This window comes from Spirillospora sp. NPDC048819 (assembly GCF_040650055.1).
In the GTDB taxonomy this organism is placed as follows: domain Bacteria; phylum Actinomycetota; class Actinomycetes; order Streptosporangiales; family Streptosporangiaceae; genus Spirillospora.
The window spans coordinates 22,153-46,406 of record NZ_JBEZGN010000003.1 but is presented as its reverse complement, the minus strand read 5'-3'; the positions used below and the strand labels follow the sequence as shown (position 1 = coordinate 46,406).

General features: G+C 68.1%; 13 protein-coding genes. 5 read left to right on the top strand and 8 right to left on the bottom strand.

Annotated elements, in window-relative coordinates; genetic code table 11:
- Positions 1-113: 113 nt before the first annotated feature.
- The 4 genes from cofD to AB0C35_RS06115 all read left to right on the top strand — a co-directional run bounded on the left by cofD (position 114) and on the right by AB0C35_RS06115 (position 6,069).
- Positions 114-1,067: a 2-phospho-L-lactate transferase gene (gene cofD / locus AB0C35_RS06130; RefSeq protein ID WP_358451192.1), complete on the top strand. Its 954-nt coding sequence runs from the start codon at positions 114-116 to the stop codon at positions 1,065-1,067.
- Positions 1,064-2,350, top strand: coding sequence for a coenzyme F420-0:L-glutamate ligase (locus tag AB0C35_RS06125; protein ID WP_358451191.1), 1,287 nt, complete (start codon positions 1,064-1,066; stop codon positions 2,348-2,350). The genes cofD and AB0C35_RS06125 overlap by 4 nt, the downstream gene beginning before the upstream one ends.
- A 100-nt stretch (positions 2,351-2,450) precedes the next feature.
- Positions 2,451-5,015 carry a bifunctional FO biosynthesis protein CofGH gene (locus tag AB0C35_RS06120; RefSeq protein WP_358451189.1) on the top strand — a complete coding sequence of 855 codons (2,565 nt, stop codon included), beginning with the start codon at positions 2,451-2,453 and terminating at the stop codon, positions 5,013-5,015.
- A 22-nt stretch (positions 5,016-5,037) separates the two neighbouring features.
- The gene (locus tag AB0C35_RS06115) at positions 5,038-6,069 is read left to right on the top strand and encodes a substrate-binding domain-containing protein (protein ID WP_358451188.1); all 1,032 of its coding nucleotides are present in this window, start codon (positions 5,038-5,040) and stop codon (positions 6,067-6,069) included.
- Between the two features lie 34 nt (positions 6,070-6,103).
- Here the strand turns inward: AB0C35_RS06115 and AB0C35_RS06110 are convergent, their stop codons facing one another.
- The 3 genes from AB0C35_RS06110 to AB0C35_RS06100 all read right to left on the bottom strand — a co-directional run bounded on the left by AB0C35_RS06110 (position 6,104) and on the right by AB0C35_RS06100 (position 8,042).
- On the bottom strand, positions 6,104-6,832 hold the full coding sequence (locus tag AB0C35_RS06110) for a DNA-3-methyladenine glycosylase 2 family protein (RefSeq protein ID WP_358451186.1): 729 nt from the start codon (positions 6,830-6,832) through the stop codon (positions 6,104-6,106).
- A 206-nt stretch (positions 6,833-7,038) separates the two neighbouring features.
- On the bottom strand, positions 7,039-7,236 hold the full coding sequence (locus tag AB0C35_RS06105; protein ID WP_358451184.1) for a DUF397 domain-containing protein: 198 nt from the start codon (positions 7,234-7,236) through the stop codon (positions 7,039-7,041).
- Complete coding sequence (locus AB0C35_RS06100; protein WP_358451182.1) at positions 7,233-8,042, bottom strand: helix-turn-helix transcriptional regulator; 810 nt, start codon at positions 8,040-8,042, stop codon at positions 7,233-7,235. The genes AB0C35_RS06105 and AB0C35_RS06100 overlap by 4 nt, the downstream gene beginning before the upstream one ends.
- Positions 8,043-8,224: 182 nt before the next feature.
- Here AB0C35_RS06100 and AB0C35_RS06095 point away from each other — a divergent pair, with 182 nt between their 5' ends.
- A complete protein-coding gene (locus AB0C35_RS06095; RefSeq protein ID WP_358451180.1) occupies positions 8,225-8,611 on the top strand; it encodes an ATP-binding protein in 387 nt (128 codons plus the stop codon).
- A gap of 740 nt (positions 8,612-9,351) precedes the next feature.
- On the opposite strand, the gene AB0C35_RS06090 is transcribed toward AB0C35_RS06095, so the two are convergent.
- The 5 genes from AB0C35_RS06090 to AB0C35_RS06070 all read right to left on the bottom strand — a co-directional run bounded on the left by AB0C35_RS06090 (position 9,352) and on the right by AB0C35_RS06070 (position 24,131).
- Positions 9,352-9,948 (bottom strand): hypothetical protein, encoded by a 597-nt coding sequence (locus tag AB0C35_RS06090; RefSeq protein ID WP_358451178.1) that lies wholly within the window; start codon positions 9,946-9,948, stop codon positions 9,352-9,354.
- Positions 9,949-9,955: 7 nt separating this feature from the next.
- Positions 9,956-10,579: a hypothetical protein gene (locus AB0C35_RS06085; RefSeq protein WP_358451176.1), complete on the bottom strand. Its 624-nt coding sequence runs from the start codon at positions 10,577-10,579 to the stop codon at positions 9,956-9,958.
- An 81-nt stretch (positions 10,580-10,660) separates the two neighbouring features.
- Positions 10,661-12,307 (bottom strand): IS1634 family transposase, encoded by a 1,647-nt coding sequence (locus AB0C35_RS06080; protein WP_358451174.1) that lies wholly within the window; start codon positions 12,305-12,307, stop codon positions 10,661-10,663.
- 408 nt (positions 12,308-12,715) lie between these two features.
- Positions 12,716-13,180 (bottom strand): SUKH-3 domain-containing protein, encoded by a 465-nt coding sequence (locus tag AB0C35_RS06075; RefSeq protein WP_358451172.1) that lies wholly within the window; start codon positions 13,178-13,180, stop codon positions 12,716-12,718.
- A gap of 4 nt (positions 13,181-13,184) precedes the next feature.
- Complete coding sequence (locus tag AB0C35_RS06070) at positions 13,185-24,131, bottom strand: LamG-like jellyroll fold domain-containing protein (protein ID WP_358451170.1); 10,947 nt, start codon at positions 24,129-24,131, stop codon at positions 13,185-13,187.
- Between the last annotated feature and the right edge of the window lie 123 nt (positions 24,132-24,254).

Genomic DNA, 24,254 nt, shown 5'->3' with positions numbered 1-24,254 from the left:
TTGCATAGTTTGGCGCGGTTCACCCAGTGGGGGCACGCCCTTCCGCCCGCCCGTCCTCCGGGGGCCGGGGTTCGGCCTGCCGGGCCCGCGGCAACCCCCGTAGGCTTCCCTCCATGAAGATCGTGGTGCTGGCGGGCGGCATCGGCGGAGCCCGCTTCCTGCGCGGGCTCAGGTCGGCGGTTCCCGAGGCGGAGATCACCGTCGTCGGCAATACCGGGGACGACATCTCCCTGTTCGGGCTGCGCGTGTGCCCCGACCTGGACACCGTGATGTACACCCTCGGCGGCGGCATCAACGAGGACCAGGGGTGGGGACGGACCGACGAGACGTTCACCCTCAAGGAGGAGCTCGCCGCCTACGGCGCCGGGCCGGGCTGGTTCGGGCTGGGCGACCGCGATTTCGCGACCCACATCGTCCGGACGCAGATGCTGGAGGCCGGCTACAAGCTGTCGGCGGTGACCGAGGCGCTGTGCGACCGGTGGAAGCCGGGCGTCCGGCTGATCCCGATGACCGACGACCAGGTCGAGACGCACGTGGTCATCGAGGACGAGCAGGGGCGGCGCGCGATCCACTTCCAGGAGTGGTGGGTGCGGCTGCGGGCGTCGGTCCCGGCGCTGTCGATCGCGCCGATCGGCGCCGAGGAGTCCAAGCCGGCGCCGGGCGTGCTCGCGGCGGTCGAGGCGGCGGACATGGTGCTGTTCCCGCCGTCCAACCCGGTGGTCAGCATCGGGACGATCCTGGCGGTGCCCGGCATCCGGGACGCGATCGCGGCCAAGACGGTCGTCGGCGTCTCCCCGATCATCGGCGGCGCGCCCGTCCGCGGCATGGCGGACGCGTGCCTGACCGCGATCGGCACGGAGACCTCCGCGCGCGCGGTCGCCGAACTGTACGGGCTCGGGCTGCTGGACGGCTGGCTCGTCGACGACGCGGACGCGGACGTCCGGGTGGAGGGCATCGAGGTCCGGCCGCGGCCGCTGCTGATGAGCGATGAGCGGGCCACGGCCGCGATCGCCCGCGCGGCGGTCGACCTCGCGATGGAGCTGAAGCGGGCGGAGGAGGCCGGGTGAGGTTCGAGGTGTTCGGGGTCGCGGGGCTGCCGGAGGTCGCGGAGGGCGACGACATCGCGGCGCTGATCCCGGCTGAGGCGGTGCGGGACGGCGACGTCCTGGTCGTCACGTCCAAGATCGTCAGCAAGGCGGAGGGGCGGGTCCTGGTCGCGGGCGACCGGGAGAAGGCGATCGACGCCGAGACCGTCCGGGTGGTCGCGCGGCGGACGCACGCGCGCGGCGAGACCCGGATCGTCGAGACGCGGCAGGGGCTCGTCCTGGCGGCGGCCGGTGTGGACGCGTCCAACACCAAGCCGGGCACGGTGCTCCTGCTGCCGGAGGACCCGGACGCCTCGGCCCGCCGCATCCGCGCGGGCCTGCGGGAGCGGACCGGCGCGGACGTCGCCGTCATCGTCTCCGACACGCTCGGACGGCCCTGGCGCAACGGGCTGACGGACGCGGCGATCGGCGTCGCGGGCCTTGAGCCGCTCAGCGATCTGCGGGGGCGGCACGACGCGCACGGGAACCGGCTCGACGCCACGATCACCGCCGTCGCCGACGAGATCGCGGCCGCGTCGGAACTGGTCAAGGGCAAGCTCGACGGGGTCCCCGTCGCCGTCGTGCGCGGCCTGTCCGCCCTGGTCACGCGGGAGGACGGGCCGGGCGCGCGGGTGCTGATCCGCCCGCCGGACGAGGACATGTTCCGGTACGGGTCCTCGGACGTGCTGTACGCGCGGCGGACGATCCGCGAGTTCACCGCCGACCCGGTCGACCCGGCGGCGGTGCGCCGCGCGGTCGCCGCCGCGATCACCGCGCCGGCGCCGCACCACACGACGCCGTGGCGGTTCGTCCTGCTGGAGTCGGCTGAGTCGCGGACGCGGCTGCTGGACGCGATGCGCGACGCCTGGGAGGCCGATCTGCGCCGCGACGGCTTCTCCGAGGAGTCGGTCACCAAGCGGCTGCGCCGCGGGGAGGTGCTGCGGCGGGCGCCGTACCTGGTCGTCCCGTGCCTGGTCATGGACGGTTCGCACGACTATCCGGACGAGCGCCGGTCCCGGGCCGAGCGGGAGATGTTCGTCGTCGCCACCGGCGCGGGCGTGGAGAACCTGCTGGTCGCGCTGGCCGTGGAGGGGCTCGGCTCGTGCTGGGTGTCGAGCACGATGTTCTGCCGCGACGTCGTCCGAGAGTCGCTCGGCCTGCCGGACGACTGGGACCCGATGGGCGCCGTGGGCATCGGGCATCCGGCCGCGCCGCCGCGCGAGCGTCCGCCGCGCAGCCCGGAGGCGTTCATCGAGGTCCGGTGACGCGGGAATAGATCGCGCGCGTCCGGGGCTGCCCTACATGCCCGGCAATTCGGGGCCCCCGACGCGGTGCAAATTATGACGATTGGCATAGAGTGCCCGCATGGACGCCACGAGCTCCGCGCTTCGCCGGGCACTGGCCCGCGCGCGTGACGGCAAGACACTTGACCGATCCGAGGCCACCACACTGCTGCACGCCCGCGGGGCGCAGCTCGACGACCTGCTCACCTATGCCGCCCGCACCCGGGACGCCGGCCTGGACGCCGCGGGCCGCCCCGGTGTCATCACCTACAGCCGCAAGGTCTTCATCCCGCTGACCCGGCTCTGCCGCGACCGCTGCGGATACTGCACGTTCGCAACCGTCCCCCACAAACTCGACGCCCCCTACCTGAGCCCCGACGAGGTCCTGGAGATCGCGCGGCAGGGTGCGGAGATGGGCTGCAAGGAGGCCCTGTTCACGCTCGGGGACCGTCCCGAGGACCGGTGGAAGCAGGCCCGCGAGTGGCTGGACGCGCACGGCTACGACGACACGCTCTCCTATGTCCGCGCGATGGCGATCCGGGTGCTGGAGGAGACCGGGCTGCTCCCGCACCTGAACCCGGGCGTGCTGACCTGGCGCGACTTCCAGCGGCTCAAGCCGGTCGCGCCGTCCATGGGCATGATGCTGGAGACGACCGCGACACGGCTGTTCAGCGAGCGCGGCGGCCCCCACTTCGGGTCGCCCGACAAGGACCCGGCCGTCCGGCTGCGGGTCCTTGAGGACGCCGGACGAACCAACGTGCCGTTCACGACCGGCATCCTCATCGGCATCGGCGAGACCGTCGAGGAACGCGTGGACGCGATCTTCGAGATCCGGCGGACGATGCGGGAGTACGGGGCGATCCAGGAGGTCATCGTCCAGAACTTCCGCGCGAAGCCCGACACCAAGATGCGCGACACCCCCGACGCCGAACTGGACGAGCTGGCCGCGACGATCGCGGTGACGCGGCTCGTCCTCGGCCCGAAGGCCCGCGTCCAGGCGCCGCCGAACCTGGTCGCCGACCAGTACGCGCTGATGCTGCGCGCCGGAATCGACGACTGGGGCGGCGTCTCGCCGCTGACCCCCGACCACGTGAACCCCGAGCGGCCGTGGCCGCAGATCGACGAACTGGCCGAGCAGACCGCCACCGCGGGATTCGAGCTGCGCGAGCGGCTGACGATCTACCCCGAGTACGTGCGGCGCGGCGAGCCGTGGCTGGACCCGCGGCTCATCGGGCACGTGGCGGCGCTCGCCGACCCGGCGACCGGCCTCGCACGCGAGGACGCCGTCCTGGAGGGACGCCCCTGGCAGGAGCCGGACGGCGGTTTCGAGGCGTCCGGGCGGACCGACCTGCACACCGAGATCGACACGACCGGCCGCACCAGCGACCGGCGCGACGACTTCGACGAGGTGTACGGCGACTGGGACGCGCTCCGCGACCGCATGTCCGCCCCCCAGCGCTTCGACGCCGACGTCAAGGCCGCTCTCGCGCGCGCGGAACAGAACCCTGCGGGCTTGTCGGACGATGAAGCGCTGGCCCTTCTGCACGCCGACGGCCCAGAACTGGACGCCCTCGCCAAGCTCGCCGACGACCTGCGCCGCGATGTGGTCGGCGACGACGTCACCTATGTCGTCACCAGGAACATCAACTTCACGAACGTCTGCTACACCGGCTGCCGGTTCTGCGCGTTCGCGCAGCGCCGCACGGACGCCGACGCCTACACGCTGTCCCTCCGGCAGGTCGGGGACCGCGTGGACGAGGCGTGGGAGGCCGGCGCCACCGAGATCTGCATGCAGGGCGGCATCCACCCCGACATGCCCGGCACCGCCTACTTCGACCTCGCCCGCGAGGTGAAGAACCGCGCACCCGACATCCACCTGCACTCCTACAGCCCGATGGAGGTCGTGAACGGCGCGTCCCGCGCCGACATGTCGATCCGCGAATGGCTGGAGGGGGCGAGGGAAGCCGGGGTCGACTCGCTGCCAGGGACGGCCGCCGAAATCCTGGACGACGACGTCCGGTGGGTGCTGACCAAGGGCAAGCTGCCCACCGACCAGTGGGTCGAGGTCGTCACCACCGCGCATGAGATCGGCCTTCCGACGACGTCCACGATGATGTACGGGCACGTGGACACACCGTCGCATTGGGTCGCGCACATCAAACTGCTCCGCTCCATCCAGGAACGGACGGGCGGGTTCAGCGAATTCGTTCTGCTGCCCTTCGTGCATCACAACTCGCCCATCTATCTCGCCGGGCTCGCACGTCCGGGACCGACCGTCCGGGAGAACATCGCCGTCCACGCCTTGGCGCGCATCCTGTTGCACGGCGCGATCCCCAACATCCAGACGTCCTGGGTGAAGCTGGGAGACGAACTGTGCACGCGCGTCCTGCAGGGAGGCGTGAACGACCTCGGCGGCACGCTCATGGAAGAGACCATCAGCCGCATGGCCGGATCGGAGAACGGTTCCTTCAAGGCCATCAGCGAACTGGAGGAGATCGCGGCACGCGCGGGCCGTCCCGCCAAGCAGCGCACCACCCTCTACGGCGAAGTGCCCGAAGAACGCGTGGAAGCATCCCGCCGCACGGACGGCATCGGCCACTTCGGGAGTTCTGGGGGGAAGCTCAACCTGCCTCTGGTCGGCACCTGACCTCCGGCTGTATGACTGACGGATGAACGTGTGGAGGCAGCCTGGCGTCTGGGCCGCCACAGCGCTGCTCCTGTCCGGCGCGGGCGGCGGGGCGTGGGCGCTCGGCCTGCTGCCGGGTACGACATCGTGCGGCGGTTCTCCGCTCCGCGTCACCATCGCGGCCCAGCCGGAGATCGCGCCCGCGCTGAGCGACATGGCGGACCGCTTCAACGTGGAGGAACACCGCGTCGGCGGACGTTGCGTCGACGCACGCGTCACGGCGGTCGCACCCACCGGCTACATGAGTGACGCGGCCCTGCGCGCCAAAGCCGACGCATGGGTGCCGGAGTCGTCGCTGTGGCTGGGCGTCGCCCGGAACGCCGGCGCGACGTCCGTCCCGCTTGCGGGAACCGCGGTGGCCTCGACGCCGGTGGTGCTGGCCACGACCCGCCCGGTGGAGGCGGAGTTCGGTGACGCGGGCATCGACATCGGCTGGGAACTGCTGCTGAAGGACGAGGCGGGCGGTTTCGGCGTGTCCCGCGCCGCAGCCGACCCCCGTACCGGCATGAGCGGGACGATCGCCATGATCGCCGTCGAGCGGGTCGCCGAGGGCAAGGCGGGCGACGCGGCCGAGGCGCTCCGCGACAACGCACCGGGCAGGCCGGACGCGACGTCCGGCGCATCCACTGCGATACTGGCCGACCTCACCGGCGCCGAACGGTTCGCACGTCCGCTGGTGGTCACCACCGAGCAGGCCGTCATCGCCTACAACGACACCCACCGTCCCAACCCCATCGTCGGCCTCATGCCGGACGAAGGGACGCTGATGCTGGACCACCCCTACGTCGTGACCACGAAGGACCAACACCGGCGGGACGCGGCGGATGCGTTCAAAGCCGCGCTCGCGACACGTGCCGCCCGCGATGTCCTCCAGCAGGCCGGTTTCCGGGCCCCCGACGGAACCCTGGCCCCTGTCCACGCCGACGAGCACGACCTCCCGGAGGAGACACCGCCGTCCCTGCGCCTCCCGACGCTCAAGGAGATCGACGAGGCCCTCAAATCCTGGGAAACGTGATCAGCCGGGCGACGTGATCAGCCGGGTGACTTGGTCAGAAGGACCGGTAGTCCCGGACGGGCAGGCGGGGGCCGCGCCTCGGCGGCCGCCTCCCGGACGACTCCAGCAGCCGCGTGGCCCGGTACCGGTGACCGGCGTAGGGCTCCAGCAGTTCGAGCATCCCGGCGTCGTCGACCTTGCGGCCGGCCAGCGCCCAGCCCACCAGGCCGGGCAGGTTGTAGTCGCCGACTGAGACGGCGTCGGGATCGCCCACGGCCCGCTGCCGGATCTCGGCGGCCGTCCAGACCCCGATGCCCGGCAACGACCGCAGCCGCCGCTCACTCGGCTCTTCCTCCAGCCGCCCCGCGACCCGAGCCGCCCCGATGATCGTCCGAGCCCGGACGGCCTCCAGCCCCGACCGATGCCACTCCCACGAGGGAATCCGGGCCCACACCCCGGGCGGCGGCGGCACCCGCATGTGCGGCGCGCCCGGCGCGGGTTCCCCGAACTTCCGCAGCAGGTATCCCCACCCCCGCCAAGCCTCCTGCCCGAGCACCTTCTGCTCCATCACCGCCGGCACGAGCGCCTCAAAGACCCGTCCCGTCCGCCCGATCCGCAACCCGGGCCGCTTGAGCGCCTGCTCCCGCACGACGTCATGCCGCGCGACGAACTCCTCCGGAGCATCGTCGGCCCCCAGCAGCTCCGGCACCCCGTCCAGCAACCACTCGGCCCCAGGCCCCCAGGCCGTGGCCTCGAGGACGTCCCCGACCCACCGAAGCCGCAACGTCCCGGGCCCCTCGGGGGTGTACGAAGCGCGCCAGACAGACCCGTCCCGCTCCACCCGAAACGCCGGATCATGAGCCCCCCGCCGATGCGGCGAAAGCGTCCCCACAAGATCCAGCGGCCACCCCGGCCGCCACTCCCGAACCCGGCCGGAAAGGCGCCCACCAGCCTCCTCCCCGGCCACACCGGACGACGAATCAGACGAGCTCAAAGAGCCAACTCACCCCGCTTGATACGGACGACCAGATCCGCGAAAGCTTCGACGGGAAGTGCCAGATTCCCCATCCCGGGGTCCTTGGAGTCCCTGACACCAACGGCCCCCGACAACCGAGCGACCTCCACACAGCTCGAATCGTCGGTCATGCCACTGTGACTCGACTTCCGCCACCTGGCCTGGGCAGTCATCTCATGTACTCCATCATGCGCTCGATGAATCGACGCGAGGGAACCTCGGGAAGCGCCTGCGCGGCGATGAGGTCGAACCCCTTCCCGAACGTCCGCACCTCGGCGGTATCGAGCACCAGTCTGCCACTGCCCAGCGCCTCGACATACGCGACATCGCCGTGTTCGACGGTGAGTACCTCGAAGGCTCCCATAAGGCCGAAATAGGCGCCGACCGATCGCGGGACGACGCGGACAATGACGTTGGGCATCTCGGTGAGGTCCCGGAGCCGCGCGAGCTGATCGGCCATGACGCGACGTCCGCCGATCGGTCGGTCGAGAACGGCTTGGTCCAGCAGCACCCAGAGCTCGGGTGGGTCGGGACGGAAGAGCGCCTCCTGCCGGGCCTGCCTCGCAGCCACCTGCTTCTCGACCTGCTTCGAGCGCGCCGCGGTGAACAATGCCCGCGTGTACTCCTCCGTCTGGAACAGACCGGGGATGATGGCCAACCCGAAGATCCGCAGTTCGGACGCCCGCGCCTCGTACCGCTGGTGCTGACGGTGTCCGTTGAGGTCGTAGGCGCGGCGGGCGTACATGAGCAGGCGCTGGAAGTGGCCGCCGGTGTCCCAGCGCCGGTCGAGAGCCTTCGCCTGGTCCTCGGTGAGCCTCCGCTCATTCGCCTCGTAGTTGCATACGGTCTGCTTCGCCGCACCGATGATGCGCCCCAGCCGGGCCTGCGAGATGCCCTCCTTTTGCCGGAGTCTGCGCAGGTCATAGGCCATCCAGTGCCAGTGCGAGTCCATCGGGTCGAGCGAGTCTGCGACACCCATCGGGGGGACCTCCTGGTATGCGATGTCCGCTGCTACCTACTGAACATAGCGCCGGAGCGTCACGCTATGAGCGCGAAACGTGAACAATACATCCGGAGTGCGAGGAAGCGATCACTGTGCGGCAACAAGATGCTCATCAGGAGTTCAGTTGGGACCTGTTCCCGGTGCCCTCCTCAGTGGGAATGGGACGCGACCTCGCCGAGGTCCACCTGAACAAGTGGGGTCTCGCGGCGATGGCCGACGACGTGACCCTCATCGTGAGCGAGCTGCTCACCAACGCGATCGCAGCAGGCCATGGAATGGTCACGATGCGACTGCTGCTGACCCCTGACGCGCTGACCATCGAGGTCACCGACGTGTCGCCTGACCGTCCCCGCCGCAAGCGGGATTCCGAGAACGACATCGGCGGCCGAGGTCTGCAGATCATCGAATTCCTGGCCGAGACGTGGGGAGACCGGCCGTTCCCGAACGGAGGCAAAGTCGTGTGGGCCCGGTGCGCCACGAGGCGCTCTGAAGAGATTCGAAGGGAGATCTCTGGGTCGAATGGCTTACCTGGATCCGAAAGGTGAAGGGGACCGCAGCATGCCAGGAAACCAGTGGACATCGCGAAGGTATCGAAGATGGGCCACTGAGAGACCCGCGTGATAGGGCGAAAGCTGGATTGCCTGAAGCCTAGTCTCCAGTCGATGAAAATGCGCGTCCACCGGAAAGATACCCGAAACCGGTGCCATGTTCTGCGTGGGGATAATTTGCCGCCCGGCGCAACCTTCGGAACGTGGAGCGATGTCCAACGAGGACATTCAAGGAGACGACAGGGCCGCCTAAGTCACGCTCGGACGTATGTCAGAGACGAACGTGGGATCACCTAAGGGGCGCGAGCCCTAAGGTGACGGAGTGCTCGTAGTAGTCGCAGGGGTCACGTCCTGCCAAGGGGTTCGGGAAAGCCGTTCACAGGGCGAAGGAGCACAGGTGATCGGACACATTAGACCCGGGAGGTATGCGCAATGCAGAACGCCGAAACGGTACTGAGTGTCCTGCGTGGACCCACATCCACGCAGCAGTCACCGGAGAGCCCGTTGCGGTGAAAGCCGCACGGCGGGTTCGGGAGGAGGCCGTCGGAAAAGGACCAGCCTCGGCTGGCACCTCGCCGACGGCCCACCTCACTTGCCCGCTCCCATGAGCCCACGCGAGCGCGACGCTTCAAGAATTGGACGATCATGCACCGAATACGGGCGGCCGCTCGATTCTTTCAAGACAACGATCTCGGCCGTAATTGGACTACACTTCTACCGAATGACCTGAATAGGCTTCAATGTATTCGGTGATTCGGAAGCAAAGGTTCGATATCACACCACCTGACGGCCGCCTCCTTGAGCGGGCCACTCTCCAAGTACTCCACCACGTCACACAGAGCCTGCAGCGTCATCCGAGCACTTGTGACATGCCTAATTCTCTCTTGAAATGTTGCGTCAATGGGAACGTCATGCGGAATGCTTAAAATCTTCACACATTGATCGACGAACTCTTGAGGGGAGATATCTTGATGCTCAGCAAGAAAGCGGCCGACGATCAGTTTTGGGTCCCGCCCCTCATCACCCTTGCGAATACCGAAGTACCTGAGTGCCGCAGCACACGCAATCATTCGGCGATGGATGACCTCCTCATCGCCCAGTACTCGCAACTCTCTCGCCTTATCCAGGGAATAGATAAGTAGTTGCGCCCATCTATCCGCATCGATTGTACCGAACTCAGCGCCCAGCATACCCGAATTGCACGCGGATATTACCACACGCCACCACTGTGCATTGTCGCGGGGCAAGTCACTTCGATGCAGTACATCAGCCATCTCGTGCGCCGCTTGAAAAGCAGCCACATGCTGCTCGCTCGGCACTTTCCCTGACGTCACCAGAGAATCACCTCTCAAACGGCGTAGCTATCACATCGATTCCAGCCCGCTTGAAAGCCTCTTCTCCCGCTGACAGCGTTTCTATACCCAGCGTAAAGTGACCACTCCGGTTCGTGATAAAGACAGGGAAGCCCTCCAGGTACGTACCGGAGCTCGCTGAGCGAAGTCTTCCGTTCATGCCTGCAAGGACTTTGTGCGCTATCTCCGCACGAGGCCACTCGCCGGATCCGCCACCAGCATATGCTGGCATCACCTTCAGATCACCCTCCATGGTGACTCTCCACATGAAGTCAGAAGCACCACCTATTGCCTCGCTCAGGCCGTTCATTCCAGCTTCCTCTGAAAGGGTCGCAGGCCGGACCCCTCGATCAGCAGCCGTCTTCAGCTCTATCTTCTGCATCGCTTCCGACCGGTTGTTCTTAAGTCCTTCGCAGTTGTGGACGAGGAGGGGGGTGGTGCCAGCGACTACATAGTAGGTGTGGAGGCCGTTGATGGTCAGGTCGTAGGTGACCTGGGCGGCGGTGTAGCGGTGGACCTTGGTGACGGTGGCGGTGTCGCCGCCGGGAACGGAGGCGAGGACCTTGTCACCGGCCTTGACCTTGCTGATCGGCTTGGCCGAGCCGTCGGCCATCAGGACAGGGGTCGATGCGGCAAAGCTGTGGGGTTTGAGCGACCGGCAGTCACGGGCCAGACCTGAGTCCGGACATTGGGGTTAGTGCCTGAGTGTGCCGGGTCTTCTGAGGGTGTCGAGGAGGTGTTGCTGCGCGTCGGGGATGGTGGGCGGGAAGGTCTGTTCGGTGCCGTTGATCGTGATGGTGGCTGATCGCAGTGGCCGGAGTTGGCGGACGACGTTGCGGATCGCGAGCCCGGTGCGTGTCTGGACCTGGCGGCTGACGGCCAGGGCGGTGAACACGATGGTGAGGTGGGCCTCGATCGCGTCGCGGGTGTGGTGGAACATGGGCCTGGCACGCAGGTCGGTCTTGCTCATCCGGAAGGACTGCTCGACCTTCCACAGGTCGTGGTAGCTGCTGATGACTTTGTCGGCGGGCATCAGGTGTGCGGGGATGTTGGTGACGTAGCCCTTCAGCCCGACCAGCCTCCTGGCCCTGGCCAGTGAGGTCTGGTCCAGCACTGCTGCACCGCTGCGGGTCTTGATGAACCCTGGTGTGCGGGCGGCCTTCTCGCCGGCGACGACGGCCTTGGCGCGGTTCTCCTGTGCGGTGAGGGTCTTGTTGTCGCGCACCGCCCGCTTCTGGGAGTAGGCCCAGACCGCCCGCCATGACCCGGCGTGCTGCTCGCGATCCCAGACCGGCTCGGCCTTCTGCTTGGGGTCGTTGTCGACCTTGTGCCCGGTGCGTGGGGTGATGGTGTCGATGACCTGCCCGTCGGTGAACGCGTTCCCGTGCCAGCGGAAGTGGGATTCCAGGTCCTTGGGCGCCTTGGTGACGCGGGAGCCGACGATGAACCGCAGGTCCGCTTCGTCGAGCTCCTTCAGGTTCGTCGCCGACAGCATGCCCGCGTCCGCGATGACGACCATGTCCTCCAGGCCGTGACGGGCCTGGAACCGTTTGACGATCGGAACAATCGTCAACGTCTCGGCCTTGTTGCCCTCAAAGCAGCCGATCTCGAGCGGGAATCCGTGCCGGTCGACCAACAACCCGACCACGATCTGCGGATCGACACGGCGCTCCTTGGAGTAGCCGACCTTGCGCAGGTCGTCCTCCTTGTCGGCCTCGAAGTAGAGCGTGGTGACGTCATACAGGCACAGCGACACATCGCCGCTGCTCACAGCGTGGTTGAAGCATGCGGTCGCGACCACGTCACGGTAGCCGCGCTGCTGGGCCCGGCTCAGTGTCCGGCGCATCGTGCGCTCGTTCGCCGGACAGCGGCCCAGATCGGTCAGGACACGGCCGGTGTCCAGGATCGAGGTCGGCTCCACGATCCGGGAGATCACCAGATCACGGAAGGTCGCATCTCCCACCGCGGCGAAGCCGAGACCTTCATAGACCCCGGCCAGAACATCGAACAACAACGCCGAGGACGTCCCGACCACCCGGGGCGCCCCGACCCGCAACCGCTCCACCGACGGCTCAACAGCGGCCGCGAGCAAGCCCTCGCCCTCGCCGGCCGACGGCCCGACGAGCCCGCCCTTGCGCGGCGTCGACTCGACCCCGAGGTCGAACGCGCCCTGGCCCTCATCAACGAGCATGCCGCGAGCCCGCTCCAGCAGCAGACCAAGCTCGGCCTCGGTGTGCGCAGACCCCAGATGAGCCACGATCCGCCGACGCCCGCCGACGTACTCGGCGATCTGGACCGCCGTGGCACCCGAAGCCGTCCGGACCCGCCTCACCCACGCCACCACACCGACCCTAGAGCACCAATTAGTGCCTTAAACACGACGCCCGCCCGACCATCACCGCAGGCCAGCCCCCCGCACACCCCCAAACCACAACATGCTGTCCGGACTCAGGCCAGACGGCCGCCGATAGCGCCGCCGGCGGCTCCGCCGATGGCGCCGACCGCGGTGCCCGTGCCGGCGGCGCCGGCCGCACCGGAAGGCCGGGGAGGTCGGTGGTAGGGCAGGGTAGGACGACGCTCTCGCAGTGGCGGACCAGGGCGCCGATCGGCGAGGATGGCACGCGACCGCGGTCATTCGGTCCTCGCAAGTATCCGCCCGGCGGGTGTGCCGTCGTCCAATACAGCGTTGATCTGGTCGCCCGGCCCCTGAACCCGCAGTCACAGACGAGGACGTGGGTGGTCCCAACGACTATATAGTAGGCGTCGACTCATCAATCCGGAGACCATCTATTCGATGGCATATGTTCCAGATCGCCTCACGCCCATTACTTCCGTAGTAGGCCAAAAAGTTAGCATATCCGCCATAGATGCGCCCGGTCGGAGCAATCATTAGAACAAGATGAGAGGAAGCTGCAAGTCCGATCGGGCACAACTGCTCTTGGACGCGTTCACTGTACGAGTTAAGTGTTTCTGTATAAATGGATCTCGTCGCTTGTACAGCGTCAAGCAGGCAAGTATGCATTCCTCCCACAGACGGGTGCCTTGGATACTCGAGGCTAATCTGGTCGAACTCTGCCACAAAGGCCACCGCTGCCCTTGACAAAGCGAATCCACGTTCTGTCCACATCTCGACCGCAGCGCTAGTGTCTACCCTGCGGAATGGAAACCATCCTGCAGGACCTACCAAGGCAGTAAATTCCTCTTCTGTTACCATGTACCTACGGAGGCGTCAACTCTCGCGCGCCTCCCTCGCCCCCTAGCAGCATCACACACCAACCACACGATCGCTTTGGTGCTCCTGTCCTCTTATTAATTGTGGCATATTCGAGATCACTCAGGCTCGAGTGTTGATCGACGAGTAGCAAGTTGTTGCATGAGTGAAACTCTGCACACGTCCCGGGCTGCCATGGCTCAGGAGCGTCTGCCGTACCGACCAATTTCTGTGCCGCATGCAATCTTGGCATGAGTTCGGGGACGACGTTTGTCGGAACTGATCCCAGGCTTTCACCATATGCGGTTTCACCAGTGTAGCTGCTCCGCGAAACGGCGGCAGCGTGATTGGTAGTAGGGCTTGCAGCCGCATCCTGGCGCGCGTGTACAAGCAGATTCTCAGGTTCATTGGCGTTCCCACAGTTGTGGACGAGGACGGGGGTGGTGCCAGCGACTACATAGTAGGTGTGGAGGCCGTTGATGGTCAGGTCGTAGGTGACCTGGGCGGCGGTGTAGCGGCGGACCTTGGTGACGGTGGCGGTGGTGCCGTCGGGCTGTTGGAGCTTGTCGCCCGGTTTGATGTGGGCCGCGTCCACGAAGGCCGACTGGGTGATGTCGTAGAAGGGGTGGGTCGTGGTGGTGGTGATCTTTGCCGGGGGGCCGCGGGCCGGGTGGCTGGTGGCGATGGTGAGGTCGACGAAGTCGTGGTCGGTGCGGGTGACGATGACGCGTTCGACCTCGTGGGTTTCGGTGTGGCCGCCGGGGACGGAGGCGAGGACCTTGTCGCCGGCCTTGACCTTGCTGATCGGCTTGGCCGAGCCGTCGGCCATCAGGACCGGGGTCGATGCGGCAAAGCTGTGGGGTCTGGTCGACCGGCAGCCACCGGCCAGGCGGCCGGCGATGGCTCCGCCGGCGGCTCCGCCGATGGCGCCGACCGCGGCGCCCGTGCCGGCGGCGCCCGCCGCACCGGACCACGTGCAACCGCCTGAGCGGTCATGGCAGGTCAGGCCGTAGCCGATGCCACCGGTGGCGCCTCCTGACAGGCCGCCGATGGCGGCGCCTTCCAAGGCATCGGTGGCCAGCCTGGGCAGGATCTTGCCCAGCGCGGAGCGGGCGAGCTTGCCGCCCAGGCTGCCGCCGATCGCGCCTCCGATGGCGCCGCCGACACCACCGATGAGCATCGTCTTGCCGAAGGAGCCCGCCGAGCAGGCGCCCTTCTGCCCCTTCATGCACTTGGAACCCTGGTCGATGGCGCCGGCGACCATGCCGGCGAGCATCCCGCAACCGGCGGCACCGGCGACCGCACCCACACCACCGGTGGGGATACCGATAACGGCCTCACAACCAATGAACGTTGCAGTGGCCAGAGCGAAGGACGTGATGGCGGCGCCGTGGTGCTTGACGAACGTGGCCGTGGTCCGCACCGCCTTCGCGGTCTTCGAAACGGCGTATTTCCCAAGGTTGTACGCCTTGTTGTAGGTGTCTATGGCGCGTCTCTTAGCCGCTGCGGCCGCTTTTCGTGCTCGCACGGCGGCGCGTTTGGCCGCGGCCTTCGCCCGCATCTCCTGCCGATGGATCCAGCGGGAAAGGTCGCGGATCTCCTGCGTCCAGACACGCAACTGGCGTTCGAAGGCTTGATGCATGTCGGAAATGATGTTCCGGGTGTGACGGACCGCCCAGGAGACTCCCTGCTGGACCTTGTGGTATGCCGACTTGATGCCATGCCATATCGGCTGGATGACATGGCGGTTGATCGCACTGGCCGCCTTGCAGACCAGGCCGAAACCACTCCAGCAATGCCCACTCGGGTCGGTGCCCAGCAGCGGGTTACCGCCGACGTAGGCGAACGGGTTGGCCTGTGCCGAGTCGGGGACGGGGTCGAGGGCGATGGTGTCCTTGTTCTGGAACTGGCCGACGGCGGGGTTGTACCAGCGGGCGGCCATGTTGACCTTGCCGGTGGTGTCGTCGGTCCAGCCGGACTGGAAGCCGAGCCGCCCGGACATGGTGGTGCTGTTGGTGACGTTGCCGAGCGGGTCGTAGGTGGCCGATCCGGTGAGGGCACCGCCGGTCGAGGTGAAGTTGCCGACCACATCGTCGTGCTGGTCGAGGTAGGCCAGCACGCCACTGCCGCCGGATGATGTGCCGATGCCGACCAGAGAGTCGTCCGGGGCGCGGGTGTAGGTGCGGGTGCCGTCGGAGGCCAGGGTGTTGCCCATGCCTGAGAAGGCGAAGGTCCGGCTGGGAGTGGCGGTGGAAGTGGCGGTGATGACGCGGCCGAGCGCGTCGGTGACATAAGTCTGGGTGCCCGCAGGGGCGGCGACGGTGGCCTGCTGGCCATAGGCGTCGCTGGTGGCCGCCAGTGTCTGGGTCGGCGTGACCTGGGCGGAGAGTGTCCCCCGGGCGGTGTAGGTGTAACTGTTGGTGCCGTCTGAGGTGAGCTGGTCGCGGGCGTCGTAGGTGTAGACGTCGGCGCCGACGCGGGTGCGGTTGCCGGAGTCGTCGTACTCGTAGGGGGTGACGGTTGTGCCGTTGTCCCAGGTGGTGAGGCGGTTCGCCCAGTCGTAGGCGTAGGTGTTCTGGACGGTGCCGCCGAACCCGGTGGTGGTCTTGGACGTCTCGTTGCCCTTGGCGTCGTATCCGTAGGCGATCGAGGCAATTGTGGCGCCGGCGGAGGTCTTGAGGGTGTCGCCGGTGAGGCGGTGCAGGTGGTCGTAGGTGTAGGTGCGGTTGTTGCCGCCGGCGCCGTAGGCGATCGAGGTGAGCTGCGACATGGTGTCGTAGCCGTAGGTGAGGGTGGTGCCGGTGGCAGGGTCCGTGAGCGTGGACAGCCGGTCGGCGGAGTCGTAGCCGTAGGTGGTGGTCCCGGCGGCGTCGGTGCGTGAGGTGAGCAGGTCGTCGTTGTCGTAGGCGAACGAACTGGAGCCCGCGGAGCCGGACGCGGTGAGCAGGAGACCGCGGTCGTTGTAGGTGAACGTCTCGCTGGTGGCAGGGGCGGGCCCGGCGGCCGAGGTCGCGGCGGTCAACATGCGGCCGTCGTGATCGTAGGTGAACGTCCGGTCGGCGGTGGGCGCGTCGGCTCCGGTTCCCGATTGGGCGGTGACCCGGCCCAGGTCGTCGTAGCCGGTCGTGACGGTCACGCCGCCAGGCAGGGTGTTGCGGACGGGACGGCCGCCGGCGTCGTAGGCGACCGTGGACGTCCGGTCGCCCGCCGCAGTGTAGGTGGCGGTCGCGGGTTCGAGGACCGACTCCGGTTTGTTCCACGTGTTGTGGCCGTAGATCCACGAATTGCCGCGGCCGTCGGTGAACCGGGTGCGGTTGCCGACCGCGTCGTAGCCGAACGACGTCGTGATCGAGTGGGTAGCGTCGACCGGCTGCACCTCGGAGGTGATCCTGCCGAGCGAGTCACGGATGAACTTCGTCTTGTGCCCGTTGGCGTCGGTGATCGACCACAGCCGGCCCATCGGGTCGTAGGTGGCCGACGTGGTGGCCAGCTCGGTCGTTCCGTCGGTGTCCCTGTAGATCAGGCGCTTGGGCACCCCGTACCGGGTGAGCCGCCGGACGGTGGTGGTGCCGTCCGGGTTGATGGTCTTGACGTTGCGGCCGTACAGGTCGTACCGGTACTCGGTCACGCTCCCCGAGGGGTCGGTGAACTCCTTCACCTCGCCGACTTTGTCGTAGCGGTAGTGGGTGGTGGCCCCGCCGGGCGAGGTCTCGGTCGCCAGGAAGGCCCCGCCGGGGTTGTCCGGGGATTCCGCGTAGGAGTAGGTGGTGGTGGCCGCAACGGCCGATGGGTAACGCTCCAGCGTCGTCCTGGTTATCTTGCGGCCCATGAAGTCGTAGGTGAGCTGGGTCTGTGCACCGGTAGGGCTCGTGGTCGACAGCACCTCGCCGTTGGTGTCGTAGACGGCCTTGGCGACGCCGCCGGAGGCGTCGGTGACCGACGAGACGTCACCGAGTTGGGAGTACGCCAACTGGGTGACCTTGCCGAGCGGGTCGGTGATGGTGGTGAGGTTGCCGTCGTCGTCGTAGGCCCGGTTGCCGACGGCGATGATCGCGTTGGTCTCCCCTGGCGGGATGTAGCCGGGCAGGGTGGTGCTCACCTGCTGCCCGGCGGCGTCGTAGGCGATGGTGATGACGTTGCCGTTGGGGTCCTGCGTCTCGGTCTTCTCACCGAAGGTGTCGTAACCGGTCATCGAGACCGGGTGCACGGCCACCGGGGAACCGCCGCCGGTCTCGGTGTTGACGGTCGGGGCCTCAGTGACGACCAGTTGCCCGGCCTCGTCGTAGGTGTAATGCGTGGCATGACCGATGGGGTCCACCATCGAGGTCGGCAGGCCCCGAGTGTCCAGGTTCCACTTGGTGACGGCCGTGGTCCACGACGCGACGGACCCGCCGGTACGTCCCTCGCCGTGCAGCTTGGAGATGTCGGCGGCCGACAGCGCCCGGTTGTAGACCTGGACGTTGGAGACCGCCCCGTCGAACAGCTCGGCCGCGGCACCGTTCAGTTGACCGCGGCCGATCGCCAGCGCGCCGGTGGCCGCGGTGGGGACCGCGTTCGTGGAGGTGCCCTCGGCCGTCCCGTCGACGTACAGCATCATCGCGCCCGTGCCCGAGTCGAACACGCCGACGAGGTGGGTCCACGTCCCGGCCGATGGGGCGGCGCTGGAGTAGGCGCTGCCGGCGGCGCCCTGCATGGTGAAGGCCCACTTGTCGGCCGGGCCGTCGTACTGCAGACGGAACCCGCTGCTGGACGTGCCGTCCTGGGACACGGCCGTCTGCGATCCGGGCCCGCCGACCGAGGCCGGATTCACCCACGCCGACACCGAGAAGCTCTGCGAAGAGTCGACGACCGGGCCGTTGGTGGCGATCTCCTGCCCGGAGGCCGCACCGAACTCGGCGGCCTGGTCGTTCCAGGTCACCCCGGTGGCGTGGGCGGCGTTCCCGGTGCCCGAGGAGTCCGAGACCATGTCGCCGGACGTCTGGTCGAGCTTCCACCAGCCGACCGGGTGACCCGGATCGTCGGCCGTCAGCGCCACCCTGGTCTTCCGGCCCATCGGGTCATAGGTGTAGGAGGTGGACATCGGCCACTGCCCCGGCGCGACATCGGTGGTGTTCTCGACCTGGTCGTCGGGGGTGTAGGAGATCGTCTTCGTGCGCGCCACTCCGGACGGGTCCACCGTGGTGGAGACGGTCCTGTCCGCGGCGTCGACGGTCTGCGTCGTGACGGTGGCGCCGTTGTTGGTGACCTGCCGGACCGGGTTGCCCGCGCCGTCGTAGGTGGTGGAGCGCACGACGAAGGTGCCGGTGCCGCCGGGGGCGGTGCGCGTGACCGTCGCGACCAGGTCGTTGTCGGTGTAGGTGTAGGACGTGGTGTTGCCCATCGAGTCGGTCAGCGAGGCGAGCCGACCGGCGGGGTCGTAGGCACGCGACGACTCCACCAGGTCTGCGGCGGGCTGCGGATCGTTCGGGTCGCCGGTGTAGTTCTTGAGGGTCTGCGTCAGCTGCTGGCCGTTGGGGTCGTAGGTGTAGGCGGTGGTGATGCCGCGTGGGCTCTCCTCGGTCGCCTTGTTGCCATAGGCGTCGTAGCTGAGCTTGGTGACCCGCCCTAGGGCGTCGGTGCGGGAGACGACCTGGCCGTGCGCGTTGTACGCGGTGGACGTGGTCCGGGAGGCGTCCCCACCGGTCAGGTCGCTGACGGTTATGGAGGTGACCGCGCCGTTGGCGTTGTGGACCGAGGTCGTCCTGCGGGTGTGCACGGCACCCGTCACACGGTTGGTGACCGGTGGGTCGGTCTGTGTGAGGACCTGGCCCATCTTGTCGTAGGTGTAGGACGTCGTCAGGCCGGCCGGATAGGTGTCGGACACCTCGGTTCCGGTCAGCACGCGTCCGAGACCGTCGTAGGTGTACCTGGTGATCTTCCCGGCGGCGTCGGTCACCGAGGCGACGTCGCCGGTGTGCAGGTAGGCGATGGTGTTGACGGCCCCGCCAGGCGACACCGTCTTGTAGGGAAGCCCCGCCGGCGCGAATCCGGAGTCTGCGGCGGCGACCGTGGTGCCGTCGGTGTAGGAGATCCTGGTCGTGCGGCCCTCCGGGAAGCCCGCCACCGGCGGCGTCGTCACCGCAGTGCGGTTTCCCGCGTCGTCGTAGGCGTAGGACGTCTTGTAGGCGTCGTCGGACGGTCCCGACGACCTGCCGTCCCGGACGGTGGCGACCAGGTCGTTCTTCGGATCGGGCGTCAGCTGCGTGCTGGTGTCGTCGGGCAGGTACGTCGTGTAGGTCGTCGAGCACTCCTGGGCGACCTGGTCCTGGCAGGTGGTCTCGGAGACGGCGTTGCCGCGCACGTCATGCCCGGTGATCTTCACGTTCCCGTTGGGGTCGGTGACGGTGTGCAGGTAGCCGCCGGAGTCGTAGCCGAACGTGGTCCGGTGACCGAGGCCGTCGGTCTTGGAGATCGGGCGGTTCCCGCGGCCCGGGTCGTACCGGCGGACCAGCGTCTTGCCGCCGGGGTCGGTGAGGTTGACGGTCGTGGTCGGGGCCAGACCCCGCGAGTTGCGGCCCGCCGTGTAGTGCCGGACGACATCCTCGCCGGAGAGCTTCGAGTGGTAGAAGGCGAACTCGGCGATCGACCCGGTGAAGTAGCCGGCGGTGTTGACCGGCTGCGCCGGCCAGTTGCCTCCGGACGCACCCGCGCCGACGTACACGTAGTTCACCCCGGTCGTGACCAGCGCCGCGTTCGTCGAGCCCTGCGCGACACCGTCCAGATACAGCGTCTGGCCGTCGGTCCCGGCCGCGAGCGCCACGTGATGCCAGACGCCGTCGTTGACCTTCTTTTCGGAGACCAGGCCGTTCTGGGTGTGGTTGGTGTCCCAGAACTTGCCGTGCATCTTGCCGTCGGTCCCGACATACAGGGCCGGTACGTAGTTTCCAGCGGGCGGACCGATGGGTTCGGACTGCTCGCCGAAGAGCACGCCGCCCGCGGTATTGCCTGCCGGGACCTTGAACCACATCTCGATCGAACCGGGTGAAGTCTGTACCTGGTCGTCGATGGGCAGCCGTACGTACGACGACGTGCCGTCGAAGGCCGCCGTTGTGGCATCGTCGAACGGTCCCGCGGTTCCCAGCGTCACGTTCGAGTACTCCGCCGTCGCGGAGTTGGTCTCGCCCACGGCCTGGGGCGCGCCGGCCGCCTCCCCGAAGCGGTAGTAGGACGCGGGCCGGGAGCCGAGCACGGCGGCCCGGTACACCTGCGACGTGCCGGTGACGGTGGGGGCGGACAGGTCCCACGAGCCGCCGTTCTGGTCGGCGACGTGCGTGACGGTCGACGTCAGCGGGTCGTAGGCAACTGTGGCGTAGCTGTCACCCGACGGCTTGGTGATCGAGGACAGCAGGCTCGTCGGCCGGGTCCCGGTGTTGTAGAGCGAGGTGACGTCGGCTTGGACGAGGGGCTTGCCGAACAGCGCCACATCGGCCATCGAGCCGTTGAAGTAGGTGCCGTAAACGGTGTAGGACGTCGTGCTGTAGTGCGGCTGGTCGGGCCATGTCCAGCCGAGGTAGCCGGTGCCCAGGTAGTGATGTCTCAACGATGACGGCTGGAAGTTGAAGTCGTAGGAGGACGCTCCCGGCCCGGTGCCGACCTGGGTGCCGTCCAGCCACATCGTCTGGCCGGTCGGTGAACCCGACAGCACCACGTGGTGCCAGGCACCGTCGGCGACCGATCCGGTGGTGCTGATCGGGTTCGGGGTCTGCCCGTCCCACCAGAAGGTGCCCATCAGCTTGCCGTCTGTCCCGATGTAGAGGGCGGGCGTGAAGTTGCCCTCGGTATTGCTGGCCTTGATCTCCTTGTCGGAGTAGGAGAGCAGTACGCCGGGCCCCTGCGAGGTCTTGAACCACATCGACACCGACTCGGTGGTGGACACGCCCATGTGCAGATCGGGCAGGGTCACCTTGGACGAGGAGCCGTTGAATCCGGCGGCGGTCGCGGTGGCGGGGGTGAGCGGTCCCGGTTGCCCGAGCGTCACGTTGGAGTAGGTGCCGTTGTCGGCGCCCTCGTTGATCAGTACGGCACTCGCCGCCGTCGTCCCCGATCCCTCCGCCAGCGGCCAGAACGACGACGCGCCCTCGTCGAGTACCTGCTCGTAGTGGGGAGACGCGCTCTGGTAGCCGTACCGGGTGCAGTCCGGGGCCTGATCCTCGGGGGAGCACACCACCGAGAGCCGGTCCCCGGTGTAGGAGTACGTCCAGGTCAGAGCGGTTGACGGGTCGCCAGGATCGGCCGGGTCGGTGACGACGGTCGCGACATGCGGGCTCGTGGCGTCCTGCGGCGTGGACCAGGTCAGGTGCAGCGACCGCCCGGACGCCTGCGACGTCATCGCGGTGATGTGCCCGGACGCCCGGGTGAAGTCCACCGTCCGGCCCGAGGCATCGGCGACCGAGGTGATGCCATAGGCGCCGGAGCCGAGCGCGTGGCCGAAGGTGTAGACGGTGTCGTTCTTGTCGACCAGCCGGTAACCGCCGCTGATCGAGGTGAACGTCGCGAACCGGCCGGACGGCGGGGTGAACGATCCGTCGGGGTTCTTCCCGAACCCGACGGTGGAGCCGTTGGGATAGGTGACCGCGACGCTGCGGACGGCCCCGGACGGTGTGTACCACTCGGTGGCCTTGGCGTCGAACACGCTCGACCAGCCCGTCCCGAACCCGCCGGAGGTCCGCGGGTCACGGGAGTTGTAGTCGCGGACGACCGACAGGCTCGGTCCGACCGTGGCGATGTCGGCGTCCGTCGCCGTCGAGGTGTAGTTCCCGATCGCGGGGTCGAAGTCGTGGCCCGAGTTCCGCGCCAGGCTCGACGTGATCGCCGGCTGGGGAACGCTCACGACCAGCTGGTTCAGCGTGGGCGCCGCCGAATAGTTGATGCCGTCGAAGGCCACCGCGCCCCAGTAGTAGGTATGGCCCCATTCGAGCGTGCCCGCGGGTACCTTCCACGTGGCCGTCGATGACGGTGCGGGCGGGGTCACCAGCCCGGAGTCGGCGACCGTCTCCCCGTCGGCGTCGAGGACACGGAACTGGAACTTCAGCGTGGCCGCCAGGTTGGGGTCGCGGCCGCCCCAGGCGGTCAGCTGGGGGGTCAGCGTGTCGGCGCGGTGGCCGCTGGCCGGGATCTGGCCGTACACCTGGGGAAGCATCGCGCCGGTGTAGGTGAGGGCCAGTATCGGGGTGCCGGTCGGTGCGAAGGCGGTGTTGAACTGCTTCCAGTGCAGGCTGTCGGCCGTCGAGGCGTACAGGGCGAGCCCGTAGTCGTCCTGTCCCGCCGCCCAGTCGTTGAACGTGCCGGTCGACAGGTTGACCGTCACCCAGTCGCCCACCGTGCGGTCGGCGCCGGTGTTCGCGCACGCGTTCGGGACGTACGGCGTCGCGTGCCCGATCGAGGCGCCGTGCGACGGCCCCGGGTAGGAGACGACCTTGGACGCCGTCCATGGCTCGGTGACGGCGGCGACGTCGAAGCGTTCCGCAGTGCAGGTGGACGCCCAGGTGTCGAAGAGCTGGAGCTTCGCCGACGAGACGGTGACCTGGGAGCCGTCGATCCCGGCGCGCGGGAACTTCAGGAAGGAGTTCGCGCTGTGCGGGCCCGCGTCCCAGGAGCCGACCTTGATGGTCTGTTCCATCGAGTGGTCGCCCGGGGCGATGCCGGACTCGGCGTAGGTGGTGTCCCAGGTGAGCAGGTTGTTGTAGGACGGGTCGACGGTCACGGGGAACACGCGCTCGGGTGCGTGCAGCCACGTCTCGTCCAGCGTCACGGTCAGCGCGGGGTCGCCGTGCACCTCGGTGAGCCCGTAGGCGACGGCGTGCGTGCTCGTCCCCTCGCCCGAACGTTTGCCGATCTTCGAGTCGGTCGCGTAGCCGGCGGGGATCCGGCCGGCCGGCTCGCCGGATCCGTCCAGCAGCTCGATGGAGCCGTCCGCGGCCTTCCTCGGGGTGAGACCCTTCAGCTTCAGCGGGAACACCCACGAGTTCCCCGCCTGCGCCGAATGAAGGACGATCGCCTCCTTCACACCGGTCGCGGTCGGCCAGACCGACAGGTCCGTGGACGGGAGCACGTCCGGGTAGGTGACCATGGAACCCGAGACGGTCGGGGTCACGGGCGCCGCGCCCTGCAGCGCGTAGGCCAGCCGCCGACCGTCGTCCCCGCTCACCTGGGCCAGCCGCGCGTCGGACGCCTTGGGCGCGAAGCTCACCGAGAGCGAGTTGGCCCGCTGGTGCCAGCGGTGGTCGCGGCCCTGCCGGACGGTGGTGTCGATCGGCCGCCAGTCGCCGTTCCCGTCGCGGTAGTTGATCGGTCCCTGCGCGAACTTGCGCGTGTGCGAGCCGTCGGCGTTGCGGTAGTAGTCGGTCGTCGCCGTGGACTTCGCGGCGACCCGGCGGCTGGTGCTCTTGGAGAACCCGACCTGGCCGTGGCCGCTGCGCCCCTTGGGGACCTTCCGGCCGCCGTGCTCGTAGGCGGGCAGTTCTCCGCGCCCGTGGCCGGGCTTGCGGCCGGTGCCGTGTCCCGCCCGCGTCGCGGCGGTCGGCGCCGAGTGCGAGCGTCCGGCCGCGGTCCCCGACCTCTGCTGTGGCAGGTGTCCCCAATCCGGGGCGGGTTCGCCGGTCAGCCACTTGAACATCCCGGTGACGCCCGCGAACGACACCTCCGGCATGCCCTCGGCCGCGATGGCGGGCTGTTCGGTGGCCATGAACACGAGGGCCACGCACACGATGATCGCGGTGCGCCTGGCCGCTGCGCTCCGGCGGAGTGGACGCATCGCACCCGGCCCATGGCGGGGCCGGGGCCTGCGGGCGGCATGGGGACGCCTGCGCCACAGCATGAGGCGGTACAGAGCACCACCTGCGTAAGCGCCCCCGGCGGCGATGATGCCGAGAAACGACAAGACGATCACGATGCCCAGAACCTGCGAGTTCGGCACCGAGCACCCGGCCTCTCCTGGAGCCGATCGTCGCATGGGGACAAATCAACTCAATGTGAACTTTTCTCCCATAACTTCCAAACAGCCGGAAAGTTAACCCCGATCGTTGCATGGTGCAAGAGT